Genomic DNA, 16,895 nt, shown 5'->3' with positions numbered 1-16,895 from the left:
TTTTTGCATTTCCCTACCTATAATTGCTAATATAGTAGAGTAGAACTTTTATAGAGAGAAGGAAAATTATGCACAATGGAATTCGAATGACAACTTTAGTAAAAAGGGCTATGTTAGTTTGTGCGGGGGTATTATTTACATACGAAGTAGCTTTTGGATCAGTACATACTGCTCTAGCTAGTACAGAGGATGAAGCAAAATCTGTTCAACTTGTAAGTGAGATTCAAACATCTCTTGCTCCGAAAGAAGCTCCAAAACATTATAACGGGCAAGTTAGAAAAGTCGCTTATTTAACATTTGATGACGGTCCTGGAAAATACACAGCTGAGCTTTTAGATATGTTAAAGAAAGAAAATGCAAAAGCAACATTCTTCCTAATTGGTTCAAACGTAAAAGCTTTCCCTGATCTTGTAAAACGCGAAGATGCTGAAGGCCACTACGTTGGGATGCACAGTATGACTCATAACTACAAGAAACTTTACACTGAAGGTCATTACGTAGATGAAATGAAGGAAGACCAAGGCTTAATCGCTGGTGTTTTAGGTAAATCACCAGTATTAACTCGTCCATCTTACGGCTCTATGCCAGGATTAAACGAAGCTCTTCGCAACAAAGTTGTAGAAAATGGCTTAAAAGTTTGGGATTGGACAATTGATTCTTTAGACTGGAAATATAACAAAATGCAAGTTGATGCTGCATCTGCTAAAATTGTAGAAAACGTGTTACATGGTGCTACAAATCCAACAGAAGTTATCCTTATGCATGATATTCATCCACAATCAGTAAAAGCAGTTCCTGGAATTATTAAAGGACTGAAAGAAAAAGGATATGAATTAGAAGCATATAATGAGAACGAACACTTCCCATTAAACTTCTGGCATGATAATCGTATGTAATAAAAAGACTTGATTCCCTCTAGTAGGTTATCAAGTCTTTTTTATCGTTTTTAGAATTTCCTTATAGAGAAAACCTATACACGCTTGCACCATATCAATATTATACGTCCCTTCCCTTTTATCCAATAAAGTGAAACTTTAATCAGTGGGGGTTTTGTTCATCCCCCACTGATTATCAGCCCTCACCAATCGGGCTTTTACGGGCAGTTGATCCCCCACCTAACTTCTTCGCTTTCGCTGAATTTTGAGGTGGGGTCCTACTGCCCGTTACTGTGGGATAAATTTAACTTTGAAATATCACATGCTATCTTTAACCTAGTTTAAATAAGTAGATGTTATATAATCGTATTTATAGTGCAAACTGAAGAAGCTTGGAATCAATTAAAAAAAGAAACGCGATAAGTAAAAAACTACAAAAGCGACTTATTCAAAATAAAAGCATACATGTCAGAATACAGTCAAAAAAGGATTGAATATACAATTTCAATCCTTTTTTATATTATCAACACTTTAGCACATATTACTCTTAAGGAGTGATATGTATATGGATTTTCTTTCATCTGAATATTTGTCTGCCTTGCTTGCCATTATTGTCATCGATTTAGTGTTAGCCGGAGATAACGCCATCGTAATTGGGTTAGCAGCAAGAAGATTACCGAAAGACCAACAAAAGAAAGTTATCATTTGGGGAACCATTGGAGCAATCGCTATTAGAGCTCTCGCTACCTTAGTTGTCGTTTGGTTATTAAAAATACCTGGATTACTCCTAATTGGTAGTGTACTTCTTATTTGGATCGCTTACAAGCTGATCGCTGAGGGCAAAAATCATGATATTAAAGCCGAAGAAGGATTTTGGTCTGCTATTAAAACCATTATTATTGCTGATGCGTTAATGGGCATTGATAATGTACTAGCTGTTGCAGGAGCTGCCCATGGTAACTTTTCTTTAGTAATCATCGGATTATTAGTGTCTATTCCAGTAGTCGTATGGGGCAGTACATTGATTTTAAAATGGGTGGATCGTTTTCCTGTCATTATTACGATCGGAGCAGCCGTTTTAGCTTATACTGCCGCGAAAATGATTGTAGATGAGAAATGGTTCGCTGGATTTTTCGAAAGTAACCCTTTCGTTAAATGGGCATTTATCATTATTATCATCGTCGGTGTAGTTTTCTTCGGAAAGGCAAAACAAAAAGCAACAGCTGGTTCTGTCTCATAATGATGGTATATTTACAAATAAAAGGCGCTATTCATATGAATAGCGCCTTTTATTATTTATTTAGCTTCCCCTTCCGGAGTCGTTTTTACCTTCGTTTTGTTTTTATCGCGGTTGTTATAGTTATACTTCGAACGATCTACTGGAGTGAATCCTTCCGGTGTGTAGAATCGTAATAAGTCACCATTTACGACTTGGTCAGAGTATTTTAGTGAGTTTTGAACCATTTGTTCATTTTTCTTTATTTCATCTGTAAATTCTACAGGTTTTCCAGTAGTTGTATCATAGTATTTGCCGTTTAGTGCAGTAACTGTTGGGCTTACGTAGTTACCGTTACGGAACGCAACGACTTGTTTATGATCTGGTGATAATAAATCAGAACCGAATTGAACATAGTTTTTTGTATCTGTACCTAGTAAGTGTAATAGCGTTGGGAGAACGTCAATTTCACCACCGTATTGATGTTGTACGCCACCTTTCACTCCTGGTACACGAACGATTAATGGTACACGTTGTAACTGTGCATTTTCAAATGAGTTCATTTCTTTACCCATTACTTTTGACATTGCTGCGTTATGATTATCTGAAATACCGTAATGGTCTCCGTACATAACAATAATTGAGTTATCATATAAACCAGATTGTTTCAAGTAATCGATGAAGCCTTTTACAGATTCATCTAAATAGCGTGCTGTTTGGAAGTACGTATCTACTGATGAATCACCTGTTGTTGCTGGTTCAATCGTTGCTTCTGCCTTATCGATTGGATAAGGGAAATGGTTCGATAACGTAATAAACTTCGTATAGAACGGTTGTTTCAACGTTTGTAATAACGGAATAGATTCATTAAAGAACGGTTTATCTTTTAATCCGTAGTTTACTACATCTTTTTCATTCATATCGTAGTATGACGCATCAAAGAATTTATTAAAACCAAATGATTTATAAATATCGTCACGGTTCCAGAATGTTTTGTAGTTACCGTGGAATACTGCTGATGTGTATCCTTGTTGTCCTAAAATAGCTGGTGCTGATTGATACGTATTATGAGATTTCGTTGTAAAGACAGAACCTTGCGGTAAACCAAACATTGAATTCTCTAACATAAACTCCGCATCAGATGTTTTCCCTTGTCCTGTTTGATGGAAGAAGTTATCAAAATAAAGTGTATTCGCATCTTTTGTAAATGAGTTTAAGAACGGTGTAACTTCTTGACCATTTAATTTGTAATCAATTAAGAAGTTTTGGAATGACTCTAAATGAATGTAAATTACGTTCATTCCCTTTCCTTTACCGAAATACTCAGGGTTTGGACTTGCATAAGTTGATGTTAAATAATTTCGTACTTCTGTCATATTATCGCCATCAGCTAATGCTCGTTCTGTCGATGCTTTCGCACTTTGAATTCCATCATAAATTGTGTAGTTGTATGCACCTAAATATTTCACAATATAATTACGGTCAAACGTTCTTGTTAATAATTCAGGACGGTCAGACTCTGCAAGACCTAAGTTAACACTGAATAATAAAATACCTGCTACAAATACTAGAGATAATTTATGCTTCGCAACACGAATTGGTTTTGGATTTGCAAATTTTGTTGCGACTAACACAATTAATATAATCGTGTCTAAGAAGTATAATGGATCATAAAGATGTAGCAACGCAAGAATACTACCACCTAAATCTCCAAAGTTATTCGTTTGTGTTAATGTCGGGAACGTAATAAAGTCACTGAAAAAGCGATAGTATACTACGTTTGCGTATAAAAGAATCGACAATAACAAATTAATGATAATTAACCAAATATAAGATCGTTTCCCTTTTGCAAATAATGCAAGTCCTAAAAATAGAACTGCTGAACTAAGCGGGTTAAAAAACAGCAAGAATTTTTGAATTGTGTTTGAAATTCCTAAATTGAATTCCGTTACATAAGCTGCATATGTTTTGAGCCACAATAAAATAACGGCAAACAGAAAGAATCCAAAATGATTGCTTAACACACTTTTGCTCTTTAATAAGAACTGTTTCATTTCTCCACCTCTTTTGATCATCCAAGGCTTATTTTTTTATAAGTCTGTCTCTCTATTCAAATTTTCTTCTTCAAATAGATTATCTTTATTTAACTATATGAAGAATATTAGTAATTATAATTTGAAGCTAGTATTTATTCAACTATTTCTTTCTAGACATTTTGACCTTGGTTTCTATTTAACAAAATAAATTTGTAACATTTCCTGTTTTCTCCCAAGATTCATCCACTAATTATGACACCCCATACTATATACCTTTATAAACTCATTCGCAAACTATTCTATCTCCAAATTTGGTACATATTTCACATGACAAAATAATACGATTTGATTATATTACTCCACTTACATTTCCCTTCTTCAACTAACTCTTTAAATCTTAAAGTCATTACATCCCTTCATACATGAAAAAATTCTCCTGTTCATTAATATTATATTTGAATAATTATTCATTTGACCGACCAGCGATGTTACGTTTTCTCGACAAAAAAACTCGCTCTAAAAAGAGCGAGTTTTTTCATTATATATTATTGACCTTTGTACATTGCATCTACTTGTTTTTGAAGTTCCTCATTTTCTAAGAACTCATCATAAGTAGCCTCTTTATCGATTACACCGTTTGGTGTTACTTCGATAATGCGGTTTGCAATTGTTTGCACGAACTGATGGTCATGAGATGTGAATAAGATTGTACCTTTGAATGCAATTAAACCGTTGTTTAATGCTGTGATTGACTCAAGGTCTAAGTGGTTCGTTGGATCGTCAAGTGTGATTACGTTCGCACCACTTAACATCATTTTAGATAACATACAACGAACTTTTTCGCCTCCAGATAATACAGAAACGTTCTTCTTAACTTCTTCACCTGAGAATAACATACGGCCTAAGAAACCACGTAAGAAGCTTTCAGACTCATCTTGTGGAGAGAATTGACGTAACCATTCAACTAAGTTGTAATCACTGTTCTCAAAGTACTTAGAGTTATCTCTTGGGAAGTAAGATTGAGAGGTTGTAACACCCCATTTGAATGAACCGCTATCCGGCTCCATTTCACCCATAAGAATTTTAAATAATGTTGTCATCGCAATATCGTTACGGCCGATAAATGCAACTTTATCACCTTTATTTAAAGTGAAGTACACATTATCTAACACTTTTTCACCATCAATTGTTTTAGACAGACCTTCAACAGTTAATAAGTCATTTCCTACTTCACGCTCAGGTGTGAAGCCAACGAATGGGTAACGACGTGATGACGGTCTAATATCATCTAATGTAATTTTGTCTAATAATTTTTTACGAGAAGTTGCTTGTTTCGCTTTAGAAGCGTTTGAACTAAAGCGTGCAATGAAGTTTTGTAACTCTTTTACTTTCTCTTCTTTTTTCTTATTAGCATCTTGTGTTAATTTTAAAGCTAATTGGCTTGACTCATACCAGAAGTCATAGTTACCAACATAAAGTTGAATTTTACCGAAATCAAGGTCAGCCATGTGCGTACATACTTTATTTAAGAAGTGACGGTCATGGGATACTACGATAACTGTGTTTTCAAAGTTCATTAAGAAGTTTTCTAACCATTGAATCGCTTTTAAGTCCAAGTGGTTGGTAGGCTCATCTAATAATAGAATGTCAGGTTGACCGAATAAAGCTTGAGCAAGTAATACTTTTACTTTCTCTGCCCCAGTTAATTCTGACAATTTCTTATCATGAAGGTCTTCACCAATACCTAAACCTTTAAGAAGAATTGCAGCTTCTGACTCAGCTTCCCAACCGTTAAGCTCAGCGAACTCACCTTCAAGTTCAGCAGCGCGCATTCCATCTTCATCACTAAAGTCTTCTTTCATGTAAATAGCATTTTTCTCTTGCATTACTTTGTAAAGTTGCGTGTGACCCATAATTACTGTTTCTAATACTGGGAACTCTTCATATTCGAAGTGGTTCTGTTTTAATACTGCTAGACGCTCACCTGGCGTAATATGTATGTCACCTGTTGATGGTTCAATTTCTCCAGATAAAATCTTTAGGAATGTAGATTTACCAGCACCGTTTGCTCCGATTAAACCGTAGCAGTTACCTGGCGTGAATTTTATGTTAACATCTTCAAATAATTTGCGATCCGCGAAACGCAAACTAACGTTACTTACTGTAATCATTTGTGTCCTCCTACTAATACCGCTTATTTCAGCGTTTTCTCACCGATTGTCTTAAAAAATCGCATATTACGACTCAATTATTGTAGACTATAGCTATTATATAGTAGAAGCTGGATGAATAGCAACGGTTGATTACCTTTCTACAATGAAATCGGATAGTTTTTGTCCATTCCCCTAGCTATTGTATGTATATCATCGACCTCTTTCTCATATAACCTTTCACTGCTCATTCTATAATATATCGGATTCATTTTCATCTGAAATATTATATACCGAAAAAACTGTAGAGAAATCATTCCCTACAGTCTCTTCTTATTTCGTATTTATTATTTTCTCTTTGTAACTCTTCATTTTACTCGTTAACCCTATTAACGCCGGTAATAATATCGGCATCACAATTAAAGCTAATAGAAGAAGTGCAACGCCAACTACTGATGCAACTTGTATAAGTGTTAATACACCTGATGGAATTAATGCTGCAAATGTCCCGCCTAAAATTAGCGCCGCTGATAATACAACTCCTCCTATATGACGAGATGCAGTTACAATTTTCGTTACCGAATCCCCTTCTATCTCGTTATAGCGCATCATTACGAAAATACTATAATCCACTCCTAAAGCGACAATCATAATGAAGCTAAAGAATGGAACATTCCAGCTTAATGAATCTACATGTAATACATGTGCACTAATTTGTTCGCTTATACCGAGTGATGCGAAGTACGCTAATAGTAATGAGCCAATAATAAATATTGTGTTTAGTAATGAGCGTGTAATTACGATTAATACAATCGCAATTCCAATTAACATAATTGTAGCTGTACGTAAGAAATCTTGCCCTGTTACTTCTTTTAAATCAACGTTTCTAGCTGTTGTTCCGCCAATTGCTGTTTTCGCATCATGTAATTCCGTTCCCTTTACAGTGCCATCGATTGTTTTATTGATTTCTTGAATAATTGGCATCGCTTCTTTTGAATACGGATTTACATCTAAAATGATAGTCATTTTAGCAATTTTTCTATCCTGTGACATGTACGTGTTCAATGCTTTTTGGAAATCCTCTCCCTCTAGCACTTCTTTTGGAATATAAAACTTCTCAGAGCTCTTCGATTCATTGAGCTCCCCTAAATATTTTTGTGCGTCATGCAGGCCATTACTTACTTTTCCAAGCCCTTCTGTACTTTTAGATAAACCGGATTGTAATTGCCCCATCTTTTCTTGCAGGTCTTTAAGGCCCGTTAAAAGTTGTCCTTGCCCATCGTTTATTTTCGTTAATCCAGATTGTAACTCAACTGATTTATTTGCAATTTGTTTTGAACCTGAAGAACCTTCATTTAATCCATTTTTAAGATCGGCTGCTCCCTTTTGTAACTTATTAACTCCATTGCTCATTTCTTTTAAGCCGTTATCCACTTTCAGTAACGATTGATTCGCTTCTTTAAATGAACTCATCGCCGTTTTGTGCTGTGTTGCTAATTGATTTAATTCATTTGAAAGTACGCTTAATTTCTTTTGAGCCTCTTTAGCAATTCCTATCGTTTGTTGTATGTTTGGATTATTCGCTAATTCTGGTTTCGTTTGAACGAAATTGGTCATTAACATTTCAATTTGTTCATATCCCTTTTTCGCACCATCAATCGCTTGAGAAATACTTCCGAAGTATTGATCGTAAGAGTTTAAACCTTTTTCTAACTGTGCATAACCAGCATGCAGCTGCGACGTTGCATTAGATAGGACATTTATATTTTCGTTTACTGAAGCTAAACCACTCTCAATTTGCTGTGCTCCTTGTGCACCGTCGTTTATGCCATTTGATAATTGATGTAAAGCTGTTCCTAATGCTGATACCCCGTTTTTCGCCTCGTTCGTTCCATCAATTAATTTTTGAACATTCGCAAGACTATTTGAATCATTACTTCCCATTTTATTTTTCGCATCTGTTAATCCATCATTAATTTCCTTTATGCCACCATCGGCATCTCCTAATCCTGTATTCAATTCTCCCGCTTGCTTATTTAAATATAATTCTTTTATCTTCTCACCAGTTGGACGTGTTGGTGCATATACTTCTGACACACCTTTTACTTTCAAAATCTTATCAGTTAGTTCATCTAAAGTTTGAAGCGAACTCGCCTCATCTAACTTGTTATTCGATTGAATGACTAACGTACTTGGTGAAGAAAAACCAGGTGGAAAATGTTCTTCTATTACGTTAATCCCCATTTTCGACTCATATTTATTGTCTACTTCAAATAAATCGTTGTAATTAAGTGTATTAGAATACTTTAATATGAAAGGAATTGATATCACGAATACAATAATTAAAGCTACAAATGGCCTCACTACTGAGTTTTTCGCAAAGAATCCCCATAGACGACTGTCTTCATGACCTTTAAATGTTTTAACGGGATAAAACATCCCTTTTCCTAAAAGCACCATAAAAAACGGATTTAACGTAGTTAATACTAGTAATAAAACTGCGACACCAATTGCTACCGCTGAAGTAGATTGATATAATTTAAAACTTGCTAACGCAAGTGATGCAAAACCAATTAGCACCGCAATTCCGCTATATAATACAGTTTTACCTGCTGATTTAAATGTTTCTTTTGTAGCTAAAAATGCATTTTCTTGTTTACTTAATTCTTCTTTAAACCTCGTATATAATAAAATATTATAATCTGTTCCTACCCCAAACAGGACGACGACTACGAACACTTGTGTAAAGTTTGAAAATGGAAAATTAAATTGATCTACAAGCTGAGCAATAATCCCCATTGAAACTAAATACGATATACCAACTGTAAGAAGAGAAACAATTGGAACAACTGGTGAACGGAATACGAGGATTAATACTACAAGAATGAAAATGATTGAAATAACTTCTGTCTTTTTCACTCCCTCTTGAGAGGATTTAAGAAAATCACCCGCTATTAAGTCACTTCCTGTTAAATACGTTTTTACCTCTTTCGTTTGCACTTTTTCATGAAGATTATTTGAAACCTTTGATATTTCACCGTGTTTTTTATCTATCGATATTTGCGTTAAAATAGTCGTATTATCTTTAGAAACTAATTGTTTCTCCAAGTCTTTATTGTCTAAATGTGAAACAACTTCCTTAATTCCTAATTGCTCTTTTTCATTTTGCAGGGCGTTGATTGTTTTTGTTATTTCCTTCTTTTGTTCATCTGTTAAAGCTGCCTTATTGCCACTATTAAAAACGGCTATAATTTCATACTTTTCAACCCCTTCTTTATCCATCTCTTTCATCATCTTGTCAGCAATACTGCTTTGCTTTGTATTAGGGATTGTAATTTTCCCTTTTTCCTTCACTAATTTATCCATATTAGGCATCGTTACGACCATTGTAATAGTAATAACTATCCATAATAGAAAAGATAAACTTCTCCAACTTTTTAACTTGCTCATTTGAATCATCTCCCGTTTTGAAAGTTTCACGTTAGTAACGGAATGAACGTTCATTCCTATTATTCTATTACGTTATTTTGTAAATTCTATTAAACTAGCCTTTCCGGAATGAATGTTCATTCCCTTAGTTACACAAATATCCTTTCCTACTCTCATTTTTTTAAATCTATTTAGGAATGAATATTCATTCCTGTCCTTATAAAGCTATAGAATCAAATGATTCTAATAGCGTTCCAAGAGCTTTCTTCTAATTCTTTTACTAACTCTTTCGAGTATTCTAATTGCCCTGTTGCAATTACTTTCGTTAATTTTTCTAGCGGTTGATATACAATAATAATTAAAGCAACTGGAGGCAATGGACGAAGAAAACCTTTTGCGATTCCATCTTCAATAATATTCATAAAGAAGCCTATAAAATCATCAAATATTTTCTTACTCTGTTCATCAAGAAAATAACTATCACAGTGAGAATTTGTAAATAAAAAAGCATCTACATTGTTTCTCGCAAATTCAAATAAACGGTTGTACGTATGACTAAACTGTTCACGAATATTTGCTTCAACAGGAAAATCCGTTTTTATTATTTCAGAAAGCTCTAACATACTTTTTGAAAATAATGAGTTAACAAGTGCCTCTTTATTTTCAAAATAGCGATAAATAGTACCCGCACCGACTTTTGCCTTTTCAGCGATCATTGGAATTGTCGTACCATCGTAACCACGCTCTGCAAAAAGTTGCATCGCAGCATCAAAAATATCCTCTTGTTTGTTTTTAGCCATTTTTTCCACCTCTATTTTCAGGAATGAAAATTCATTCCGTTTTTAATTATAAATTACAGGGAATAAAAGTCAAGTGCGTGACAACGTATAGTTGCGATTCTATTCTCTTGTATGTGAATAAAATTATATCAGCGATTTTCAGGATATATCAACTTACCGACAAAAATTAATACGATGAGATGGAGCTATCCCAAAATTTTGTTCGAAACAACTCCATCTTATATGCAAATTAAAAGAAATCATAAATAAACGGCTTGCGCACTGGTACTACATTCTCAAATGCCCGTATTTCCTCTTCGCTTCCGCTAATTAATTCTAATTCATTTAGTTCTAATGGGCGTTTGTATCCAAGCAGTATTGTAGATAGTGCATTTATATCTAGCTTGATCCCTTTATCCATTGGTTCTTCTATAATTGCTATTTCATAATTTGCAAGTCTCACCGATACATTATTCCACAGTGCAAATGAATCTGTAATATGTAAAATGACTTCTTGTTGTACATTGTTCCAGTTTAACTCATACTGTTTTAAGAACTGCTCTACATCTACAATTCTTCCCATAAAATATGGTTTTATTTCTGTTTTCACACGTGGTTCTTGCAATGTATATAACAACTGTTCGTTTTCACTTACTTTCATTTCAAACTCTTTAATCATAGAATCATGCTGGCAAATAAAATTCCATAGACCATTTCGTGCTTCATTATGCAGTGGTACAAATTCTTCTACTGTCATTTTATAGTTTTCTATTTTGTATAACATGTAACCTGCTGCCTTTTTATTTTCATCATAGTAAATCGCTAATGTTAAATCATCATAAACCGCTTGTAACCACCAGTTCTTCTCTCGAACTAACATACATGAAAAACGTTCTGCAAATGCTTCATAGAGCTTCTCGACTTCTTTTGGATGATTTTCTTTATTAAAACGTTTCACAGTACCATTTACTTGTTTTTTCATCACTAAATCGCTCTTACTTATATGACATTTGAGTAGATTCGCACAAAGTTCCCAGCCGTATTTACGGTAAAATGAAACAGCAAATGGGTGTAACATAGAGACTGTATAGCCATCTTTTTTCATTCTTTGAAGTGAATGTTGAAGTAGCTCTTTTACATACCCACTTCTTCTGTACTCTGGATACGTCGCTACTCCTGCAACGCCACCCATTTTTAATTTTTCTTTACCTATGTAAATATGAAACGGGATGAGGTGTAGTTTTGCAGCTAAGTCTTTCCCTTCCATAATGCCGTATATTTCATGACTTTCCTTCATTTTTGTAAGTTGCTGCTGTAATCGTTCCTCATCTACTTTATATTGAAAAGCGTATTCTGATAAACGTAATGCTTCTCTGAATTTATCTTCTTTTAATTGTATGACATTCATATAATTCTCCTCCATTCCCTTTTTGAATTGTATCATAATTCTAACTATTATAGTTCGGTAAGTGAAATTACAAGGACGTTTTAACAAAAAAGCAGATACATCACGTATCTGCTTTCCACCCTTTTTATTTAGCTAACTTTTGAAGTTCGTCAAAGAATGTAGGATATGATACACCTACTGCTTCTGCATCTTCAATAATTGTTTTTCCTTCTGCTAGGCAGCCAGCAATTGCAAGCATCATTCCGATACGGTGATCACCATAACTATTTACTGTATTGCCTTTTAGAGCTGATTTTCCGTAAATGATCATACCGTCATCAGTTGCTTCTATTCGAGCTCCTAGTTTCGTTAACTCAGCAACTACTGTATCAATACGGTTTGTTTCTTTTACTTTTAATTCGTGTGCATCTTTAATTACTGTAATTCCTTCTGCTTGCGTTGCCGCTAATGCGATTACAGGAATCTCATCGATTAGTCTAGGGATAATATCTCCGCCAATTTCAATTCCTTTTAATGAAGATGTTTCGATTGTAATATTTGCAGCTGGTTCTGATGCCCCTTCGTTAATTAGGTCTACAGTGAACGTAGCACCCATTTTTTCTAAAACATCAATAATACCTGTACGGGTTGGATTCATTCCTACATTTTGTAATACTAGTTTACTATTTGGGATGATTGCACCTGCTACTAAGAAAAATGCTGCTGATGATACGTCACCGGGCACTTGAATGTCTGTTGCTGTTAATTTTTGTCCACCTGACAGCTTCACTGTTTTCCCTTCGCGAGTTACTTTAACACCAAATGCTTCGAGCATTCTTTCCGTATGGTCGCGTGAAATATGTGGTTCTGTAACAGCTGTTACACCTTCTGCACGAAGACCTGCAAGTAAAATAGCTGACTTTACTTGTGCACTTGCAACAGGAGAAATATATTCAATTGCTTTTAAATCTCCGCCACGTATTGTTAACGGTGTAAATGTTCCTTCTTCTCGGCCGTCTATGTTTGCGCCCATTTGTTTTAATGGGTTTGTTACACGCTTCATCGGTCTTTTTGCGATAGATTCATCACCTTGTACGCAAGAGAAAAATGGTGTGTTAGCTAATATACCTGACATTAATCGGATTGTTGTACCAGAATTACCAACATCTAATACAGCTTTTGGTTCTTGTAAACCTTCTAATCCTTTACCAACTACAGTAACCTCATCACCGTTTTGCGTAATTTCTACTCCCATTTCTTTAAAACATGAAATCGTACTTAAACAGTCTGCACCGGGCAAGAAACCTTTAATTGTTGTTTTCCCTTCTGCAATAGAACCGAACATAACAGCACGGTGTGAAATGGATTTATCACCTGGGATTGTAATATTGCCATTCAATCCGTTATTAACAGGTTGTATTGTTCTTTCTTTCACGTTTTTCACCTTCTCATTTAAATTGTTTCATAAGTTTGGTATTCTTCTTCTCCAAGCGCTAGTTTTGCTTTCATACGATCTTCTTCCCTTTGGAAGCTAATACGTAATACCCCAAGCAGTCCTTCACGCGCTTCTAATATTTGCAAGTTCGTAATACTAATTTCCTCGCGCGCCAAAATACTCGTAATATGAGCCAATGCCCCCACCTTATCTAATACATCGACGTATAAGTCGTGATAGGCAGGAATTGCCCCTCTCTTTCTTACTGGTAAAGAATCACGGTATTCTTTCGCATCTGCAAAATAGTTTTGAATCTCGCATGCATCTCCGGTAGAAACTGTTTTATATAAATCTTCCATTTCAGAGATCCACTCTTTTAATAATACCATTAAATGCTCACGATTTTGCTTTACAATATCACTCCACATTTTCGGACTACTAGATGCGATACGTGTAATGTCTTTAAACCCTCCAGCAGCTAGCTGATGAATGAGCGGATTATCTCCTGCATGTTTCTCTACTTGCTTCACTAAACCTGCTGCGATAAGGTGCGGGAAATGACTAACGATTCCTGTTACATAATCATGTTCTTCTGTATTTAAAACAAGGAAATGTGATCCCGTTCCTTTTAACCAATCTTTTAACTCTTCCACATGTTCATTTGGCACATGATGCATCGGTGTTAAAATGTAAAATGCATTTTCAAATAAATGCGCTTTTGCACTTTCAACTCCCGTTTTATGAGAACCTGCCATTGGATGTCCACCAATGAAAGATACTTCCTTTGAAAATAAAGTTTCTGCTTCATTCATAATCGTGCCTTTTGTACTACCAACATCAGTCACTATAACATCTTCTCGTAAACGGAATGACGCAAGTTTGTGTAATAGCTTCTTTGTTTCTTCAACTGGAGAAGCAAAAACAATTAAATGTGCCTCTTCACATGCATGCTGTAAATCAACTGCTATTTCATCTACTACGTGTAATTCTTTTGCACGCTCTACTTGTTCTTGAAATATATCATAACCTGTTATCGTTACATCGTGCTCTTTCTTAATTGCTAATGCGAGAGAGCCTCCGATTAAACCAGTTCCAATTAATACTACCTTTTTACGCATTTTCCTCATCTCGAGACTTTCTTTTTTTATTTTCAAAGTGTTGTTGTAACACTGAAATCACCCCTTCATTTTGCTCCCTTGTTCCGACTGTAATACGGATACCATTCGGGAACGGACGAATAATAAATCCTGCATGTGCACAAGCTTCATAAATCTCTCCAGCATTCTCAACTGGCAAGAAGATGAAATTTGTTTGCGATGGATAAAATGGAATATCATTTTCCCTACAAAAGCTCTCGTATTGTTGTAATCCTTCTGTATTCACACGAACTATTTCTTCAATAAACTCGTCATCACCAAAAGCAATCGTCGCTGCTTTTTGCGCTAATGAAGATACGTTAAATGGCAAACGAACGACATTTAATTTTTCGATTAACTCTTCCTGTCCAACCGCATATCCAACGCGGAAAGAAGCTAATCCGTACGCTTTAGAAAATGTTCTAAGTACAAGAATATTTTTATGTTTTTCTAAAAGCGGTAATGTCTCTGGGAAATCTTTTGCTGTTACGTATTCATAGTACGCTTCATCAATGACAATTAACGTATTTTCACTAATACCTTCAATGAATTGAGTCAATTTTCGGTCATTCACATATGTGCCTGTTGGATTGTTCGGGTTACAAATCCATACAATTTTTGTATCGTTATCTACTACTGAAGAAATTTCTTCTAAGTCGTATACACCGTTATTTAACGCAACTTCCTTCACTTCGCAACCTTCTATAATGGCATGATGACGATACTGTGGGAATGTTGCACCTGCTGTTACAATGTTATCTCCCGCTCGTAATACGGCGCGGCTTATTATTTGAATGATTTCATCTAAACCACTACCACAAAGTACTTGTTCCATTTTCACATGTAACTTATCTGCGATTGTTTGACGGAGCGTTGTAGCACCTCCGTCAGGATATAAAGCATGTTCCAACCACGATTTTTGCAACTCATCTAAAACACGTGGCGAACAGCCGAATGGATTTTCATTCGATGCTAATTTCACAAACGAATGATCTCCGTACACTTCTTTCATTTGTTCTGGTGATTTACCTGGTTTATATGGTTGTAATGATGATAGTTGATCTTTTACTTGCACGTTAAACCCACCTTTTTATTAAAATTCTTTTGCGTAGTTATTGTGTTGCATAATGTTTTGTTTTAATAATTCCATACGATCTTTTCCGAATTGTTCGACTAGTGCATCTGCAAGTTCCCATGCCACAACAGATTCAGCTACTACACCCGCCGCTGGTACTGCGCAACTATCAGATCTTTCAATACTCGCTTGGAATGCTTCTTTCGTATCAATATCAACGCTTGCTAACGGTTTGTATAAAGTAGGAATTGGCTTCATCACGCCTCTTACGATAATTGGCATACCTGTTGTCATACCGCCTTCTAAACCGCCGGCATTATTCGTTCTTCTCGTGTATCCTTTTTCTTCATCCCACAGAATTTCATCATGCACTTTACTTCCTGGTTGTCTTGCCGCTTCAAAACCTACGCCAATTTCAGCACCTTTAAATGCATTTATACTCATAATTGCACCAGCAAGTTTTGCATCTAATTTACGATCGTAATGAACGTAACTACCAACGCCAATTGGCATACCTTCTGCAATAACTTCCACAATACCACCGATTGAATCTCCGCTACTTTTTGCGTTGTCAATCGCATCCATCATTTCTTGCTCTACTTCTTTATCTAAACATCGAACTGGTGAGTTTTCAGTTATCGTTTGGATTTCTTCAATCGGTAAGTTTGAAATATGTTTTGCTTTTACTCCACCAATTTCAAGAACATGTCCTGCAATTTTTACGCCTAATTCGCTTAAAATTTGTTTTGCAACTGCACCAGCAGCTACACGAACTGTCGTTTCTCTTGCAGATGAGCGCTCTAATACGTTTCTTATATCACGATGACCATATTTAATTGCTCCATTTAAATCCGCATGTCCTGGACGTGGTTTTGTAATTGTACGTTTCATGTCCTTACTTTCTTTTTCAGAAATTGGCTCTGCACCCATTACTTTCGTCCAATGTTTGAAATCATCATTTTTTACAATTAACGTAATCGGTGATCCAAGTGTCATCCCGTGACGAACACCACTTACAATTTCAACTGTATCTGTTTCAATTTGCATACGTCTTCCGCGTCCATGACCTTTTTGTCTTCTTAATAATTCTTTATTAATATGTTCCGCCGTAAGTGTCAAACCTGCTGGTACACCTTCTAAAATAACTGTTAACTGCGGTCCATGTGATTCTCCAGCTGTAATGTATCTCATTTCTCTTGCCCCTTTACTATTTTTTTGTACAAAAAAGTCCCTACTGAGCGCTCAGTAGGGACGATGTTTATCGCGGTACCACCCTAGTTGTAGACTTCTTTCGTCTACCTCTCTTCTTCTTTAACGATCGTTTGACCGTCTTACCCTCCAAAAGTTGTCGGGAAAGATGCTCCAAGGCTGTAATTC

11 protein-coding genes and 1 other annotated feature (1 of these 12 running past the window's edge) are annotated in these 16,895 nt (G+C 35.6%); of the genes, 2 read left to right on the top strand and 9 right to left on the bottom strand.

The features are described from left to right. Positions 1–68: 68 nt before the first annotated feature. Together DN404_RS27655 and DN404_RS27650 are read left to right on the top strand one after the other, a co-directional pair. Positions 69–896, top strand: coding sequence for a peptidoglycan-N-acetylglucosamine deacetylase (locus tag DN404_RS27655; protein ID WP_000551452.1), 828 nt, complete (start codon positions 69–71; stop codon positions 894–896). Positions 897–1,440: 544 nt separating this feature from the next. Beyond that, positions 1,441–2,115, top strand: coding sequence for a TerC family protein (locus DN404_RS27650; RefSeq protein WP_149215719.1), 675 nt, complete (start codon positions 1,441–1,443; stop codon positions 2,113–2,115). Between the two features lie 56 nt (positions 2,116–2,171). Here DN404_RS27650 and ltaS read toward each other — a convergent pair whose 3' ends face one another. From ltaS to aroC, 9 genes are all read right to left on the bottom strand, one after another. Next, positions 2,172–4,145, bottom strand: a complete 1,974-nt coding sequence (ltaS, locus tag DN404_RS27645; RefSeq protein ID WP_000808770.1) for a lipoteichoic acid synthase — start codon at positions 4,143–4,145, stop codon at positions 2,172–2,174. Positions 4,146–4,672: 527 nt separating this feature from the next. Then, a complete protein-coding gene (locus DN404_RS27640; protein ID WP_000633864.1) occupies positions 4,673–6,298 on the bottom strand; it encodes an ABC-F family ATP-binding cassette domain-containing protein in 1,626 nt (541 codons plus the stop codon). 312 nt (positions 6,299–6,610) lie between these two features. Then, positions 6,611–9,727 carry an MMPL family transporter gene (locus DN404_RS27635; RefSeq protein ID WP_149215718.1) on the bottom strand — a complete coding sequence of 1,039 codons (3,117 nt, stop codon included), beginning with the start codon at positions 9,725–9,727 and terminating at the stop codon, positions 6,611–6,613. A 212-nt stretch (positions 9,728–9,939) separates the two neighbouring features. Next, positions 9,940–10,506, bottom strand: a complete 567-nt coding sequence (locus DN404_RS27630; protein ID WP_001107299.1) for a TetR/AcrR family transcriptional regulator — start codon at positions 10,504–10,506, stop codon at positions 9,940–9,942. 229 nt (positions 10,507–10,735) lie between these two features. Further along, positions 10,736–11,893, bottom strand: coding sequence for a GNAT family N-acetyltransferase (locus DN404_RS27625; RefSeq protein ID WP_149215717.1), 1,158 nt, complete (start codon positions 11,891–11,893; stop codon positions 10,736–10,738). Positions 11,894–12,017: 124 nt separating this feature from the next. Further along, a complete protein-coding gene (aroA, locus tag DN404_RS27620; protein ID WP_000664630.1) occupies positions 12,018–13,307 on the bottom strand; it encodes a 3-phosphoshikimate 1-carboxyvinyltransferase in 1,290 nt (429 codons plus the stop codon). Between the two features lie 17 nt (positions 13,308–13,324). Continuing rightward, the gene (gene tyrA, locus DN404_RS27615) at positions 13,325–14,425 is read right to left on the bottom strand and encodes a prephenate dehydrogenase (RefSeq protein WP_001228137.1); all 1,101 of its coding nucleotides are present in this window, start codon (positions 14,423–14,425) and stop codon (positions 13,325–13,327) included. After that, positions 14,418–15,518, bottom strand: coding sequence for a histidinol-phosphate transaminase (gene hisC / locus DN404_RS27610; RefSeq protein ID WP_016122708.1), 1,101 nt, complete (start codon positions 15,516–15,518; stop codon positions 14,418–14,420). The genes tyrA and hisC overlap by 8 nt, the downstream gene beginning before the upstream one ends. An 18-nt stretch (positions 15,519–15,536) precedes the next feature. After that, positions 15,537–16,709, bottom strand: a complete 1,173-nt coding sequence (aroC, locus tag DN404_RS27605; protein ID WP_149215716.1) for a chorismate synthase — start codon at positions 16,707–16,709, stop codon at positions 15,537–15,539. A 53-nt stretch (positions 16,710–16,762) separates the two neighbouring features. After that, positions 16,763–16,895 (bottom strand) — a binding site (T-box leader) (it continues 87 nt past the right edge of the window).

The sequence above is a fragment of the Bacillus sp. TE8-1 genome, from assembly GCF_008368855.1.
Taxonomy (GTDB): domain Bacteria; phylum Bacillota; class Bacilli; order Bacillales; family Bacillaceae_G; genus Bacillus_A; species Bacillus_A cereus.
The sequence above is the reverse complement of the archived record's forward strand: the minus strand, read 5'-3'. Positions and strand labels throughout refer to the sequence as shown.